The organism is Streptomyces sp. NPDC055287, assembly GCF_053646035.1.
In genome coordinates this window covers 24,967-39,189 of sequence record NZ_JBSHNE010000035.1, presented here as the reverse complement: position 1 = coordinate 39,189, position 14,223 = coordinate 24,967, and the positions used below count along the sequence as shown (strand labels likewise).

At 68.6% G+C, this 14,223-nt stretch carries 15 protein-coding genes; 6 read left to right on the top strand and 9 right to left on the bottom strand.

Annotation, left to right across the window (positions count from 1 at the left end; genetic code table 11):
• Positions 1-22 precede the first annotated feature (22 nt).
• Genes ACWIHY_RS32885 through ACWIHY_RS32875 form a run of 3 tightly spaced genes read right to left on the bottom strand, consistent with a single transcriptional unit; the run spans position 23 to position 2,135 of the window.
• Positions 23-754: a restriction endonuclease gene (locus ACWIHY_RS32885; protein ID WP_454379908.1), complete on the bottom strand. Its 732-nt coding sequence runs from the start codon at positions 752-754 to the stop codon at positions 23-25.
• Positions 751-960, bottom strand: coding sequence for a hypothetical protein (locus ACWIHY_RS32880; protein WP_454379907.1), 210 nt, complete (start codon positions 958-960; stop codon positions 751-753). The genes ACWIHY_RS32885 and ACWIHY_RS32880 overlap by 4 nt, the downstream gene beginning before the upstream one ends.
• Complete coding sequence (locus ACWIHY_RS32875; RefSeq protein WP_454379905.1) at positions 954-2,135, bottom strand: epoxide hydrolase; 1,182 nt, start codon at positions 2,133-2,135, stop codon at positions 954-956. The genes ACWIHY_RS32880 and ACWIHY_RS32875 overlap by 7 nt, the downstream gene beginning before the upstream one ends.
• 81 nt (positions 2,136-2,216) lie before the next feature.
• Here ACWIHY_RS32875 and ACWIHY_RS32870 point away from each other — a divergent pair, with 81 nt between their 5' ends.
• Positions 2,217-2,792 (top strand): CGNR zinc finger domain-containing protein, encoded by a 576-nt coding sequence (locus ACWIHY_RS32870; protein WP_454379903.1) that lies wholly within the window; start codon positions 2,217-2,219, stop codon positions 2,790-2,792.
• 490 nt (positions 2,793-3,282) lie between these two features.
• Here ACWIHY_RS32870 and ACWIHY_RS32865 read toward each other — a convergent pair whose 3' ends face one another.
• Positions 3,283-3,927: a CBS domain-containing protein gene (locus ACWIHY_RS32865; RefSeq protein WP_454379901.1), complete on the bottom strand. Its 645-nt coding sequence runs from the start codon at positions 3,925-3,927 to the stop codon at positions 3,283-3,285.
• Between the two features lie 626 nt (positions 3,928-4,553).
• Between ACWIHY_RS32865 and ACWIHY_RS32860 the strand changes: the two genes are divergently transcribed.
• Positions 4,554-5,318: a hypothetical protein gene (locus ACWIHY_RS32860; protein ID WP_454379899.1), complete on the top strand. Its 765-nt coding sequence runs from the start codon at positions 4,554-4,556 to the stop codon at positions 5,316-5,318.
• A gap of 437 nt (positions 5,319-5,755) precedes the next feature.
• Here ACWIHY_RS32860 and ACWIHY_RS32855 read toward each other — a convergent pair whose 3' ends face one another.
• From ACWIHY_RS32855 to ACWIHY_RS32840, 4 genes are all read right to left on the bottom strand, one after another.
• Positions 5,756-5,947 carry a hypothetical protein gene (locus ACWIHY_RS32855; protein WP_454379944.1) on the bottom strand — a complete coding sequence of 64 codons (192 nt, stop codon included), beginning with the start codon at positions 5,945-5,947 and terminating at the stop codon, positions 5,756-5,758.
• A gap of 50 nt (positions 5,948-5,997) precedes the next feature.
• Positions 5,998-6,273 carry a hypothetical protein gene (locus tag ACWIHY_RS32850; protein ID WP_454379897.1) on the bottom strand — a complete coding sequence of 92 codons (276 nt, stop codon included), beginning with the start codon at positions 6,271-6,273 and terminating at the stop codon, positions 5,998-6,000.
• Positions 6,274-7,226: 953 nt separating this feature from the next.
• The gene (locus tag ACWIHY_RS32845; protein WP_454379895.1) at positions 7,227-7,433 is read right to left on the bottom strand and encodes a hypothetical protein; all 207 of its coding nucleotides are present in this window, start codon (positions 7,431-7,433) and stop codon (positions 7,227-7,229) included.
• Positions 7,434-7,777: 344 nt separating this feature from the next.
• Positions 7,778-8,605 (bottom strand): DUF3626 domain-containing protein, encoded by an 828-nt coding sequence (locus ACWIHY_RS32840; RefSeq protein ID WP_454379894.1) that lies wholly within the window; start codon positions 8,603-8,605, stop codon positions 7,778-7,780.
• 780 nt (positions 8,606-9,385) lie between these two features.
• On the opposite strand from ACWIHY_RS32840, the gene ACWIHY_RS32835 reads away from it, so the two are divergent.
• From ACWIHY_RS32835 to ACWIHY_RS32825, 3 genes are all read left to right on the top strand, one after another.
• Positions 9,386-9,610 (top strand): hypothetical protein, encoded by a 225-nt coding sequence (locus ACWIHY_RS32835; protein ID WP_454379893.1) that lies wholly within the window; start codon positions 9,386-9,388, stop codon positions 9,608-9,610.
• A gap of 2,152 nt (positions 9,611-11,762) precedes the next feature.
• Positions 11,763-12,005: a hypothetical protein gene (locus tag ACWIHY_RS32830; protein WP_454379891.1), complete on the top strand. Its 243-nt coding sequence runs from the start codon at positions 11,763-11,765 to the stop codon at positions 12,003-12,005.
• Between the two features lie 11 nt (positions 12,006-12,016).
• Complete coding sequence (locus ACWIHY_RS32825) at positions 12,017-12,850, top strand: hypothetical protein (protein WP_454379889.1); 834 nt, start codon at positions 12,017-12,019, stop codon at positions 12,848-12,850.
• A gap of 219 nt (positions 12,851-13,069) precedes the next feature.
• On the opposite strand, the gene ACWIHY_RS32820 is transcribed toward ACWIHY_RS32825, so the two are convergent.
• Positions 13,070-13,729, bottom strand: a complete 660-nt coding sequence (locus ACWIHY_RS32820; RefSeq protein WP_454379888.1) for an HNH endonuclease family protein — start codon at positions 13,727-13,729, stop codon at positions 13,070-13,072.
• Here ACWIHY_RS32820 and ACWIHY_RS32815 point away from each other — a divergent pair.
• Positions 13,652-14,209 (top strand): DUF6207 family protein, encoded by a 558-nt coding sequence (locus ACWIHY_RS32815; RefSeq protein ID WP_454379886.1) that lies wholly within the window; start codon positions 13,652-13,654, stop codon positions 14,207-14,209. The genes ACWIHY_RS32820 and ACWIHY_RS32815 overlap by 78 nt on opposite strands.
• Positions 14,210-14,223: the final 14 nt, after the last annotated feature.

Below are 14,223 nucleotides of genomic sequence, written 5' to 3'. Positions count from 1 at the left end.
CAAGGGGTGCGCGGCGCGGCGACTACTTCCCTGAGAGGGGTCTTTGCGAAGAAGGGACGGCCCGCAGGAGCTCCCACACAGGGCGTGAGCCGGACGCCCACACGGCAAGGGTGTGGCGGTCGACCACATGGAGACGCTGCTGCTTGGCGAAGGCCACGGCGGGCGCGGTCACCCGGCCGTTCGTCACGAGCACCGCGATGTCGGCGCCGTGGACCTGGCGGGCGGTTCCGTTGAGGACCTGAAGGTCCGGTGTGCCCACCGGGGAGCCGGCGAGGCCGTTGTGGCGGTGCTTGCACTGGATCACCCAGCGCCGCCCATGGGGATCGGTGGCCTTCACGTCAGCGCCCAGGTCCCCGCCGCCCCCGACACGGACCGCGTCTGGGCAGCCGTCACGGCGCATCAGGTCCCGCACCGCGTCCTCGAACCGCGAGTGGTGCAGGGCGTCCAGCTGGGACAGCTCGTAGCGCAGGCCCTGTGCGCGTACCGCTTCCCACCGCGCTTTCTGCTGCTGGTGGTAGAGCCAGCCGCTGCCGGCCAGCACCGCGAGCGCGGCAAGGACGATGAGGATCCACCAGTGGGCGAGCAGCCAGTTGACGACCGCCACCACCAGGGCAACGGCCAGGGCCGCGGCGACAAGGAACGCGATCAGCCGGTCGTCCGCACGCTGTCGCCGCTTGCCCGGCCTGCGGGTACGCCGCCGCACCGGCGGGCGCCTGGCCGTGGTCGCCCGCCTCTTGCGTGCGCGGGGGCTCATCGGCTGGCCTGTGTGACGCCGCTCGCCAGCTGCCCCAGGATGTCCTGGATTCCCTGGCCGACCGGGGTGGGAGCGAGCAGAACCCCCAGCGCCAGGATGAGGACGGCAGTTGTCCTCTCCTCGTTCCGGCTGCGGGCCTGCGTACGGCGGCGCAGCCGGAAGAAGACGATGACCGCGAGCAGCACCGCCACATTGATCGTCAGCAACCGCCAGACTTAGCGGCCAGCACTGCCGCGAGGCCCTCTTGTAGGTCTTTGACAAAATACTCGGGGACCTCCAGCGACGGGAAATGTCCCCCGGTTTCGGGTGACCTCCATCGGACGATCTGTCGGTACCGCTCCTGTGCCCAGGTGCGCGGACTCTTCTCGATGTCGCGGGGGTACATAGTGATCGCTGACGGGACGTCGACCCGGAGTTCGGGATCGAGCGAGTTGTGGCTTTCGTAGTAAATGCGGGCCGACGATGCTCCGGTCCGCGTCAGCCAATACAGGGTGACGTCGTCAAGAATGCGGTCCCTGGAAATCGTCTCGAACGGGCTGTCCTCGGTGTCTGACCACTCGGCGAACTTGTCAAGGATCCAGGCAAGAAGCCCGACCGGTGAGTCGACGAGCGAGTAGCCGATGGTCTGCGGCCGGGTCGCCTGCTGCTTCGCGTACGCCGCGCGGTGGTGCCAGAAATCGCGGGTTTCCTCGGTCCACTTGCGCTCGACCGCCGTCAGCCCGTCCGTCGTCAACCCGGGCGGCGCCTCCGCGAACGTGGTGTGGATGCCGAGAACGTGCGCCGGGAACCTGCCACCGAGGACCGTGGTGATATTGCCTCCCCAGTCGCCGCCGTGGGCTACGAACTTGCTGTAGCCGAGCCTTCCCATCAGTTCAACCCATGCGGCCGCGATCTTTTCGGTTCCCCACCCGGTGGTGGCCGGCTTGTCGCTGTATCCGAAGCCCGGCAGCGACGGGACCACGACGTGGAACGCCGGCGCGTCCGCATCCTTCGGATCCGCCAACTCCTCCACTACATCGGTGAACTCAGCAATGCTGCCCGGCCAGCCGTGCGTCAAGATCAGAGGCGTGGCATCCGCGCGCGCGGACCGGCGGTGCAGGAAGTGGATTCCTAGACCATCAATGGTCGTGCGGAACTGGCCGATCCGGTCGAGGCGCTCTTCGAACGACCGCCAGTTGTACCCGGTGCGCCAGTAGTTCACGACATCGACGAGGTCGGCGAGAGGAACGCCCTGCTCCCATCGGCGAGAGCCGGGCCCGGCGCCATGGACCGTCTCAGCTTCCGGTAGCCGCGCCGCGGCCAGTCGCGCGCGCAGATCGTCGAGGTCAGCGTCAGTGGCGCGGGCTTCGAATGCTTGCACGTCGCTGGTGGGACGGGGCATGAGACCTCCTGGCTTCGCGGAACCGGCTAAGACGGTTCTAACAGTTCTTCGAGCCACGCCGCAACCAGCTAAGGTGGTTCCATGCGTGCTGGCTTCCCTGACTTCCGCCTCGGTTCGGTGCTGGCGACCAGCTTCACGGGGACTCTGTCGGAGCGACATGGCGACGCCGTCGAGCGCATTCCCACGCCGCAGCGACTCGTCGACTGGCTGGCCGTGTACGGCCTCGCCGTGGACTCCTGCACCACTGCCCAGCTCGACCTCGCCCGGGAACTGAGGGAGTCGATTCACGCCGCCGCGACAGCGGCCGCGGTCCAGGACGCCCTCCCTGCGTCTGCTGTCCACGTCATCAATGACCGCAGCGCCGAGGGTCGGGCTGCGGCCATCCTGACGCCCGAGGGCAAGCGGCAATGGCGGCTCAGCTCGGCTTCCTGCGTGGAAGATGCCCTCAGCGTGATCGCCACCGACGCGATTAGCATCATCTCGGGCGAACGAGACGGAAAACTGGCCTTGTGCGCCTCACCGACCTGCCAAGCCGCCTTCTTCGACACCAGCCAAAGCCGCACCCGCAAATGGTGTGACATGAACACGTGTGGGAATCGTCAGAAGAAAGCGCGCTTCAATGCCAACCAGCACAAAAACCCCAGATCAGCGGAGTGATCGTTACCTCGGTACACCCAAGTGGCTCCCACGCCTACGACACATTTGTCGCGTTGGGTGCACCCCAACGGCACCACTGAGAGCCATCCGTCGCCTTCGATCAACGTCCTCAATCAGTACGTCCACGTTTACTGATGAGCCGGCAAACCGCTCACATCACAGTGATCGCGTCCCGCTCAACGCTCATCGAGGCCACCCGGAGCCAAGCCGTCGGCAGCAACACGCTGGCCCCAGCCACTCCTGCCGACGTCGGACCACCTCGCCACGACACTCACGGACAGTGAGCATCCACCGCCGAGATTCGCCAACTATCCCTCTCAAGATTCGCCGACAAGAATTCTCCACGTGCTTCTGACCTGCACGGCTCAGTCCATGAGTCGCCAACTAAAGTTCTCGGTCACACTGTTGTGACTGAGCGCTCTACTTGGCCAATTAGCGTCCTAGTTGGCCAGCGTTAGCGCTTTAGTTGGCGCGCAGGGTAGCCCCCGACCTAGCCCGCCCGGGCGGCGGCGAGGTGGGCGTCCACGGCGACGACACCGTCCATGCCCTGGCAGAGGCCCACGATCACCGGGACGAGACGCGGTTCCGGGACGTGGCCCCGCAGGGTGACGGCCCCGTTCCGGACCTCGACTGCGACGGTGCCCTCGTCCAGGCCGAGGATGCGCCCCAGGACGTCCTGCTCGACCTCGCCGCGGATCTCGGCGTCGGAGCGGATGAAGGCGTCGAGCAGGTCGCTGCGGCTGACGATGCCGGTGAGGAGCCCGTCGTCGCCGACCACCGGCAGCTGCTTGACGTGCCGCCTGCGGAGTTCCCGCGCGGCCCGGGGGATCGTCCAGTCGGCGCGGGCGGTGAAGACGGGGCTGCTCATGAGCGCGTCCGCGGTCCGGGCCCGGACCTTGCCCCAGGCGCGCTCGTCGTTCCCGTCCTGCCCCTGCGGATCGGGCATGCCGGTCTCGTGCCGCAGCACGTCGGATGCGGACACGACGCCGACGGGGGCGCCGTCGTCGTCGACGACCGGGGCCGAGGCGATGTCGTTCGCGTCCAGCAGGGCGGCGACCTCCTGGAACGGTGTGTCGGGGCGGAGGGTGACGACCTCCTCGGTCATCACGTCACCGACCGTGCGGCGGTGCAGCATGGCTTTGGCCTCCTCCGCTGTGCGACGGGGCGGCCGCAGTCGGACCGCCCGGGCCGACGACTCGCGGCGCGCCGGCCTCCGCGGCCCTGCCGGCTCGTCCACGCAGTCTCCCCTACCCATGACAGCACCCCGCCGCTCCGGCGACCAGTGACGTTCGACCTGGCGAGGAGGGCCGCGGCCCCACGGCCAGGAGTGCCGCCGAGTGCGCGGTAGATGCTGGCACCTCGACGCCATGTCCGCGTCCGTCTGGAGTTGAGCGTTGTAGTTGGCCGAGCGGGCCAAGTTGGGCGGTCAGTCACAGTTGGCCACTCTGGCGCTCAGTTCTTGCGCGGAGGCAGAACAGCGGCGACCCGGCGGCGAATGCACCAACCGGGCGTAGCTGTTCCGTTGCGGAGGCAGGCACGCGGAAGGCTGATCACCGGAACCTCCGTGCAGCCATCGGGGCCCCCTCCCGGGAGCCAGACCATGGCGATGCCGTGGTGATCAAATCGTTGCCGGTCCGCGTACAACCGCGCACCGCCCTCACCTGTCCCACAGTCAGCCGCGAGGAGGGACCTCCGGCCGGTGCGCCTATGCGCTCGGCCCAGGCTGCAGGGGAACGGGCGGGCTCGATGAGGGGGAAGACGATGTGGAGAACGGTGGTGGCCGGTGCGGCGGCCGCCGTGTTCACAGGGGTGGCCGCGGTGCCGGCTGGGGCGGCGGAGGGCGGGGTCTCCTTCACCCGGGTCGCGGTGAACGGCGGGAAGCCGATCGTGATCGGGGTCAAGGAAGAGGTCAAGGTGCAAGCGGTCTTCCGGATGACGACCAGGCTCAGATACGACTTCGGGCCGACGGTGTTCCCCTACCGGGGGAATCCCGACACGGGGGAAACGCTGCACAGTGCCATCGAGTCCAGCGACTGCAAGGTCGTGGACAGGGAAAACGGAATCTGCGACTTCGTGGAACGGCTGTACATCGACCCGCGGAACCTTGGCGGCAACGAGGATGCCGGCACCTGGGGAACCGCTGCTCGGGTCTTTCTCGCCGGTGACGCCCACGACACCGACGACGAGAACCTCCCGTTGCAGGTCAAACGTGCCGCACGCGTCACTGTCAACGCCTCGCCGGAGCCGGTCGCCACAGGGAAGACGATCACCGTTACCGGGCTGGTCACACGGGCGAACTGGGACACCCACACGTACCAGGGGTACGCGGGCCGCACGGTGAGCCTGCAGTTCAAGGCAGCGGGCGCCTCCTCGTACACGACGGTCAAGAAGGCGACGTCGAGCAGCACGGGAGCGCTCAGGACCACGGTGAAGGCCACCGTGCCGGGGACGTGGCGGTGGACGTACTACGGGAACTCCACCACCGGAGCGAAGTCGTCGACCGGGGATTACGTCGCCGTGGGGTAGGCGAGGTGCGCCGACCGCCTCCCCTTCCATAAGCGTCATCATCCGGACCAGACCGCTCTGAAAGCCGCTTCCTGCGGAGCGAGTGGCGGCACAAAATCCTGAGCGCGCTACTTGGCCGGCCTGGCCAAGTAGCGCGCTCAGTCACACAGGCGCAAGTCTGGGAGCTGTTCCCGGTTGCCGAGTCCTGGGGCGCCCCCGCTGGCGCAGCTCGCTGAGCTGCTCCTGGAGCGCACCACCGCACGCCGACCGCTCCGCCGTTATTACTCAGTAATAGCGGCTCCGTGGATCGCCCCCACTCGCCGCGAGCTATTACTGAGTAATAACTCGCGCCGGAGAGCTCCACTGGGGGTCCGGAGCAGCAACGACTCCAGTACGCGAAAGAGCCCGCGTCCACCCCTGCAGCAGGGGTGGACGCGGGCTCTCTTTGGGGTGCGGGGTCAGATGTAGACGACCCGGACAACGGTGACAGTCAGGACCGGCGGGCTCACGTAGTAGCGGATGACGACGCCGGCGACGACCGCTTCACGCCGGTCCGCATCAGCCTTGACGGGGGCGGATCCCTGCGCGTACGGGTCTGCCGCGAGGCGTTGCATGGCGGTATCGAAACGAGCCCGCAGCGCCGGTTCCATGGCGCTGCGGGCTTGGTCTGCGGGCGGTGCGTATTGGATGCGGTAGCGGCTCACGCCACCTCCGGCCGGTCGGTGTCGGCGGGGACGGCGCCGATGTCCTCGCCGCGGGCCAGGCACTCGAAGAGGGCGTTATCTTCCTCGTCGGCGGTGGTGCCGGCCAGGGCCCAGCGGACGAGGGCGGTGGGGAGGTCGGCGGCGGGGACGTGCTCGATCTCGCGGTCGAACGCCTCAGCCTGGTCGGGGGGCGTGGTGGCGCGGATGGTGGCGATGGTGCCGGGCAGCTCCACCAGGGTGCCGCCGATGACCGTCTTGAGAGTGGCGTCCACGAGTGCCTCCTTAGCTCTGTGGCCACGGTACGCCGCCCAGCCGGGCGGGCGGAGTGCAACTGAGTCAGACCGAGGGGGCGGGAGGACATTGCATGGGGTGTCCATAGTTGGGCAGGCTGTGGGTGCCCCGGGGTGGCTGGCTGGCAATCTGCTGGTGACGGAACAGCCCGCCCCGGGGCCTTGCTGTGCTCAGGCGTGATCACGCTTGCGGCGAGACTTGGGCTCCGCTCGGGGCCCATGTGCACGTGCGGCAGCCGTGGCAGCGTGGGGGCGGGCAGATCAGCACGCATGTACCGCCAGAGCCGCTGACCCGTGAACCCGGCCCGCTGCAGCGCCCGGACCGTGGCGGGGCGGTGGCCGACAGGGAGAGCCTCCAGGCCGAGCGACAGGGCCGAAGCGAACTGGAACGCCTCCACCCGCCGAACAGGCAGCGCGGTGACGGCGTGGCAGATCAACGCGTCGGCCATCGCCTGGTCCTCGCGGCAGTGGAGCCACAGGAGCTGTCCCGTGCCGTCCTTCGCACGCACCGCGTACGACACGACGCCCACGACGGCTCCGGCCCCGTTCACGGCCACCTGGGTCACCGGCCTGTTCAGCTCGGCCCACCAACCGGCATCCACTGGCGAGCGGCCTTCCAGCGCCTCGCTCAGCATGGCCGGGGTGATGCGGGGCTGGCCGAGGAGCCGGTCCGCTTCGATCACACGCAGCACGGCCGGTGCGTCGGCCGGGCTGTACAAGCGCAGGTTCGGGCGCGTGCGGGGCTCCCGGTTCCGACCATGACCGCGTTTCCCCTGTCCAGCAGCCCAATAGGGGCGGCGTGAGGCCGCTCTACTGGGCTGACGGGCAGATGACCACTCCGCGCCGAGGAACCACTGTTCGAGCCAGCCGGGCGGGCACACGTTCGCTCCACCCCGGCGTGACGTCGGGGACCGCACGGGCGCGGCGGTCCCACCTCAGAGAGCGTCGTTGAACCCCGACAGATCCGTCCCCGCCCAGCTGGCATGTGCATCCCCGTCGAGCTCTGGACCCTGCGCGAGCATGTCGAGAAGCAGCGCGAGGTCGGATGCGTCTTTCGCCCGGCCCGCCAGGGCAAGCCGCGCCCGCTGGCGCTGCGCCCGCCGTCCCGCTCCCCCGATGGAATCGTGTTCTGCGTTGTCCATGACCGTCGTTTTCAGTCTGTGACCTCAGCGCGCGCCGACAACGCGCCTGCGCATGGCCTGACGGTCGATCCGGCGGCCTCGGTGCTGAAGGTGCGCCCGCCACGGTCAGGTGGGAGTCCGCCAAGACCGAGCCACAGCGCCGCCGCCGCCCGGTGTGTCGGCGTGCTGGCTGTTCAGTCCTGGCCACCCGCGATGGCCTTCAACGCAGGATGCAACGCGAGGGGTGCGGCCACCGTGGTGAGTGTCGAGTCCGCGAGCGCGACCTCGTGACGAACGACCGCTGTCAGGACACCGAGCCTCTCACAGCCCGGAACAACCTCCACAGCCGCTCCGGCACCAGCCCCTCAACGAGGGCCATCGAGTACAGCCCCCTCCATCGGTGCCGGAGTCACCGGTCTGTCAGTGGCCTTCCAGGACGCCCCAAAGCGCGCCAGGTAGTGCCACACCTTCTTGACCGCCTGGGGGTCATAGCGGCCGGCACGTGCAGCATCTCCGACGATCCGAGGATCGAGCACGCCGTCGACCCCGATGTGCGTGCCCAAGTCCACGTATTCCTGGCCGCGGTAGCAGGGGTGACGTCGGAGTTCTTCAACCTCGAGTCGGAAACCGGGGTGCCACTCCACTGGGCAGCCAAGACGCAGAGCCGCGGCCTCGACCGTCGTGCCTCGGTAGCAGGGGTCCAGAACCAGCGCCTCCACATGGTGGTGCAGCCGGACCGGGCCGTGCACCTGCGCCTCGATGTAATCGTCAAGCTCGTCCTGACGATCGGCGAGGGCAAGCTCGAGGAGCCCCATGCGGGCCGCGACACCGAAATCCGAAGGTTCAAGGAAACTGTCCGGGTAGCAGAACGTGGTCCGCTCCCGCGTCTCGGCAGCCAGCCGGAAGTGGGCGGAGCCGAACCGCGGCGCCCCGCCGACCGGCTTGCGACGGAAGTTCAACGCCCCGTAGACGGGCCGCTCATGAGCGGTCGCTTCGTCGTACGCCCCGTCGAAGATCCGGCTCTCCCAGCGCCACCGGTCGCCGCCTGGATACGCGGTCAGTCCGCCGTTGCTGGTTCCCGTGACGAACTGCGAGCGGTAGACGCCGTCCTCGGCCATGGCGTCCAGGATCGGCTTGCCGTGCAGCAGACGGTCCGGGTGGAAGTTGAGGGTCACCCGCAGCGCCAGGTCCATCGCAGGGCCCGACGCCAGTTCCGCGACATGCCGAAGAGCTCGTTCCTGCGATGTCTGGGAGGCTGCGAAGCTCATCGGCACAGTGTTCCCCGACTTGATCATCGGTGCACGTGGATTGTCCACCGACAGCCCGATCCGGTGTCACGGAGCGTTGATCCAATCAAGACCGTACCGGGCCCGGTCCTACGATCCGTCGCACGGCTGCGGACAACGTGCATGAGGCGAGGATCCTGGACGCTCTGGGCGAAGACTCCTCGTTAGCGGTGGGTGACGGTGAACCCGCTGTCGTTGAGCGCGGCGGTCCACACGTCCCGGTCGAACCACTTGGTGATGTTTGGCTGCAGTTCGGAGAGCACGCGCATGCGCGCCTGTACAGGTCGCCTCCGCTGCGGGCCAGGGCGTCCGGCACGCCGGCGAGGATCAGCGCCAGCTCGGGATTGTCCAGTGGCGGAAGGGGGGCCTGCCCGACCTGTTCCGAGTCGCCGCTGTCCTGGGCGTCGCGATCACTTTGCGCGAGACGCTCGGCGAGCGCTGCGGCGTCGAAGTACCGCCAGGCAGAGCGCACCTGGATGCCGAGGCGTTCCGCCACGGTGCTCATGCTCTGCTCGATGGTGTCGGCCACCGTCGCGGGTCCAAGGGTCACGCCACGCCTTGCCAGTTCGGCGAACATCGTAGGGGCGTCGCTGGCCCCGCCGTCGCTGACGAGAGGCACGGGGCTCGCCGGACCTGGCCGACGATCTGGACCTGACCCGCCGGGAAGCGGCGTCGCTGGCTCAGGCTGTGAGCGCGGTGGAGGAGGCCAGTACCGATTTCCGGGGAGCAGATCTGCGTTGCGTGGAGCTGGATGGTGTTCAGCTCGACGGCATCCGGTGGGATGCCGCGACCGGATGGCCTGCGGAATGGGAGGAGCGGATCTGGAATGCCTCGCTCGCGGCCGACACCGGCCGTGGTGAGCTCATCGTCGGTGTGGAGCCGCATGACAGCTCCGTGCCGGCTGACATTTGACGTGGCCTCAAGGCTTTGAACGCCGGTCGTGATCTTGGCACCGAAACGGTCTGTTCCTTGCCCGCCTCTGGAGAGGAGTTGAGGGGCTCTGGGGTCTGCGCAAATCGACTTGCGCAGCCTTGCAGGTGGCATGGCTGCGGCGGCCGCCCCAGGATGGCAACGAAAACCGGCCTTGCGGCGGGCCCCGGCGCACTGCGGCACCGTTGTCCGAGCAGATCAGACCGGCGCCCCATGCAGCCCGTTGCCAATGTGTTGCCGTGCAACGTTGGCACCACGGTGCAGGCGCGGTGGGCAACACCCTCCCGGAGCCCGCCAGCACGTCATAGGGATCGAACGGTGGAGCACGGACTTCCGGCGGTTTCCTGGCGCACGGTGGGCCGTGGGCCGGGAAACCGCCGGAAGTTGCGTGGCGACATTGCGTCGCCTGTGGGCACACTTCGCTGCAACGAGGCATGCCCGGTTCCCCTGTTTGTGTCGAGTAGCAACGGCCGGGGAGACCGCGATCAGAAGCCGCGCAGGTCAGCGGCAGGAGAAAGGTTTACGCGATCCGTCAGAGCCAGGTCGACAAAGGACACCGCAGCAGCAGGCGACCAGGCTCTAGGGCAGCAAGGGGCAGCACACCGGCCTTCGAGCGATACGGCCGTATCGACTGGGCAGGCCGGTGCACAGCCTGCACGCGAGCCTGCCGCCCCTCGGCCGTCCGTGCCGAACAGCACTGGCGCAGGCAACGACCGGTGGAGCGATGAATCGCCGCGGCCGCCGGCTCGTTGGGCCAAGGCGCCGGTGTGAGGCTGGCCGCCTGAGGCACCGGCGGAGACTGAGCACGGGCAAGGGATGGCGTCCGCACGACGCCGGCGGCCGGTTCGGTGCCGATGCGGGCAACGGAGTTCCCAAGCCAGGCCCCGGCCGTGGGCATCTCCGCACTCCCACTCCGGTGCACGAAGGCCGCCCCCTGACCGAGTTCGTGGGTGCGGTGGCATCGGCCAGCGGCCTTATGCACCACGCGTGGCGTCAGTTGGTTGCGAGCAGCAGAGACCGCACGGCACGGAGCCCTCTTGTCCGGCGACAGCGCCGAGGACGCCCACCACCCCGCCCCGTGGTCAGCGGATCGGATCTCGGCAGAGGGGGATGCATCGGCGTCTGCGACGGCAGCACACCGCTGCCCCGGAGGCTGCGGCCCGCTGCCCCCTGTCCTGAGCGTCCGGACCGTGCCGGGTGTGGCGGCGCCGGCGAAACGCCTGGCGAGACGGCGCTTCCAGTCGTCGCCCCCCCGCCCTTGCCCCACAGTGGCAGCCACGATCTCCACCGCCGCCGTGAGCCCACGGCTGCGACCCAAAGGCGCGCCGGTGTGCGGGCGCAGCTCGGCAACTGAGAGGAGCTGGCGAACCACAGGGGGAAGCATGCTGTCCTCTTCACCCTCGCCGGAATCCCGCCAACTGTCCCGAGGATTGGGGTTCCAGAACCTGCCGAGCCCCACGACGGCGATGGCGATGGCGATGGCGTTGTCGCCCCAGGAGAGCCTGCGGTCGAAAGGCGCGGAGTTCCGTTTCGCGGGCTTCCGGGAGCCGGCAAGCACTTCCCGGACGGGCCCGGCATCGGTGGGCTCCCGCAAGCCAGCGTCCCGACATGCCTCGAAGAGCACGCGGAGAAGGAGTGCGGTTTGGTGGCGCCGGGTGTGCGCCGCACGCTGTGTGTATGACCGCGCGTCGACGCTGACCAGCATGAGGTGGGAATCTGCCACGAACCTTGGCGTGTCTTCCATGTCAGGTCCCTCCTTCAGCTCTCTCACGGCGTTTGTGTGCAGCAAGGCCCGGGTCCGCCTCCGGCTCTGGCGTCCTGCTGCGGTTGTCCCCAGATCCTGTTCGTTTCATCCGTCCCGAACAAGGGGCCTAAGCCGTGCGGGAGTTGGACCCTTCACTCGACCAGGGAAACGCCAGTGCGCGCCTACGCCGACTGACCTGGGCTGTTGCCCGTTCAGGTCGGCAAGGGCAACTGGGACGAGATGAAACAGCCGGGTTCGTGCACTCTTTACTCCTTTCAGCGGCGGGCAGAAAGCTGTGCACTGAGGTTCCGGATCCTCCAGCCCTGCAAGGCTGGAGGATCGTCGTATACGGAGCCTCGAGTCGAGTAGCAACGATCGAGGAGATCACAAATGAAGAAGAGGCGCGGCCCCAAGCACGCATGCGTGCAGGGCGGCGGCCCGGCGGAGGCTGGCAGCGTTCAGCTGCCGGCCCCGGCCGTCGTCGTCATCATCGTGGTCCTGCTCCTGACCGCCGCCCTGGCGGTCACCGGGCAGCCTTTGGAGGCGATCATCGCGACACTGGTGGTCGGCGGCCTGGTGGCCGTCGAGCTCCTGCGCCGTACAGTGGCGATCTTCACCGGCCGCGTGGCATAAGGGGCGGCGGCATGGGGTGCAACACCAGCGCCCTGGCGACGCCCGCCCCCGTTATCGAGCTGGCGCAGTGGCTTCGGTCACGGCGCCAGCTCTCGGGGTTGAGCTACCGCCAGATGGCTGCGAAGGCAACAACCGATCCTCATCATCCAGTCCCCCACCTGCGGTTCTACTATGCCGATCGGGGACGCAAGCTGCCCGCGTGGCAGGTCGTCGAGTCGTACGTACGCATGTGCGGCGCGGACGAACGGCAGGCTGAGCGGCTGTGGAAGAAGGCCGAGACCGCTACAGCAGCGCCGGGCAGCCCGGCCGCCCGACGTCGTCCCGTGCTCGCACCGGAGTTCATCGGCGAGCCCATCGAACTGCTGGACGCCATGCGCGCGATGCGGTTCTCCCACGGGAACAGATCGCTGCGTGAGCTCGACCAGGCCGCCGGTCTGGGTCTGCTGCCGCGCAGCACCCTCGGTGCCGTCCTCTCCGGCAAGCGCATGCCCTCCAAGAATCTGCTCATGGTGTTCGTGCGGGTATGCGGAGGTGTGCAGCCAGGCACGCCCAAAGCCATGGCCTGGGAGCAGGCCTGGACTCGGGCCGACGCCCACCGGCGGGGGTTGCCCGCCCCCGCCCCTGCTGACATGCCGCAGCGTGATCGCGTCGAGGAGGCACGGCGGGATGCGGGCGGCGCCGACATGCCGCTGAGGTCCGTCACCGGTAGGCCTGCGCGGACATGGCGCAGGCGCGCAGCGCGGATGCTGCACGTCTTCTTACCCGCTTTCGACGCTCCAGTCACCAGCCCGATCCCGCCGGGCACCATGCCCGTGGTGAGGCTTCCTTCACCGACATCGAGGTGAACGGACGTGCCCCCTGGCAGACGCCGGGGGCACGGTCCGCTTGTGCAACTCAGCACGTAGGGAACGTGAAAGCCCCTGTCGACCCGCACGGCTAGCCGCTGTCCGGCGGTAGGGAGATGGCAGATCCGACAGAGCCGGCGCGACGGAAGGGGGCCCGTTGATCTGCTGCGCCGCCCGTCCCTTGTGCCGGAAGCCAGCCAGGGGTGGTGCGCATTCCTCCTACGGGACCCGGTCGAAGTGGACCTCCGTGGTCGGGCACTGCTCGGCCAAGTCGAGCAGCTCAGCCTGTTCCTGCGGGTCGATGGCCAGGTCCCAGCGGAGCTTGGTCGCGGTCCATTCCGCGGCGTACTGGCAGTGGACTTCGCCGGCGGGCGGCATCCACGTGCCGGGGTCCTGGTCGGACTTGCTGCGGTTCGAACGGGCGGTGACGCCGACCAGCGAGGTAGGGGCGCCCAGGTCGTTGGCGTACGCCTCGCGCCGCTTCGCGGTCCAAGCCGATGCGCCGGAATCCCAGGCCTCGGCAAGGGGCACCATGTGGTCGATGTCGAGCCCGGAGGGACCGGACACGGTCGTGGCGTCGTAGTACGACCACCAGGTGCCGCCGGTCAGCTTGCACCCGGGGCCGACCGCTGGGGGCTCGACCGCCTCCGCGATCAGCACCTCGTTGCGGGTGTTGCAGCCGTCCGTGGGGTTCTGTCCGGAGTTCCAGTGGCGGAACTTGTCGCGCGTGTACCCCTCGCGGGATTCATCGGCGAGGTTGAGCTGGTGAACAGCGGCGCTGAGAGGAAGGGTCTCGGCTGCATGCGCCGGCGGAGAGAGGGTCACGGGAAGGAAGGCGAGTGCTGCGGCCGTCACGGCGCGCTTCAGGTTATTGATCACGAACACATGGATAGCGGTGCGCGCTTAGCGGACGGGCGAGGCTGCCCGGCTACTCACTCGCCCGGGTGGTGCGGTTCACCGCAGAAACGATGCCGCTGTCCCCCAACCCAGCTCCCTGGTGGGCGAGGCGTCCCCAAGCCAGGCGCTCAGGATCCATCCGGGCACACGCCGACTCGCCGCACAGGCAGGCAGGCACGGACGACACAAACGGGTGGGATATGGGCAACCGGCGAACCACGGGGTGCCAGGGCAGCGTCGCCAGAAACATGGAGAAGATCGACGAACAGCACATTAATGAGCCCGGCCTCGTCGTCCTGGACATCACGCGCCGCCGACGAGGCAACCGTCCACGCTGTCATGGCCGGCCTAGGCGAGGCGTGGGCCACCTCCGGCATCACCCCGGTACGCCGCGAGCCCGGAGCGCCTGGGGTGAAGGCCCGCGTGTACGCGGACATCCGATGCCCCGGCTCAATGATGTAGGAGCGTCGTAGCCC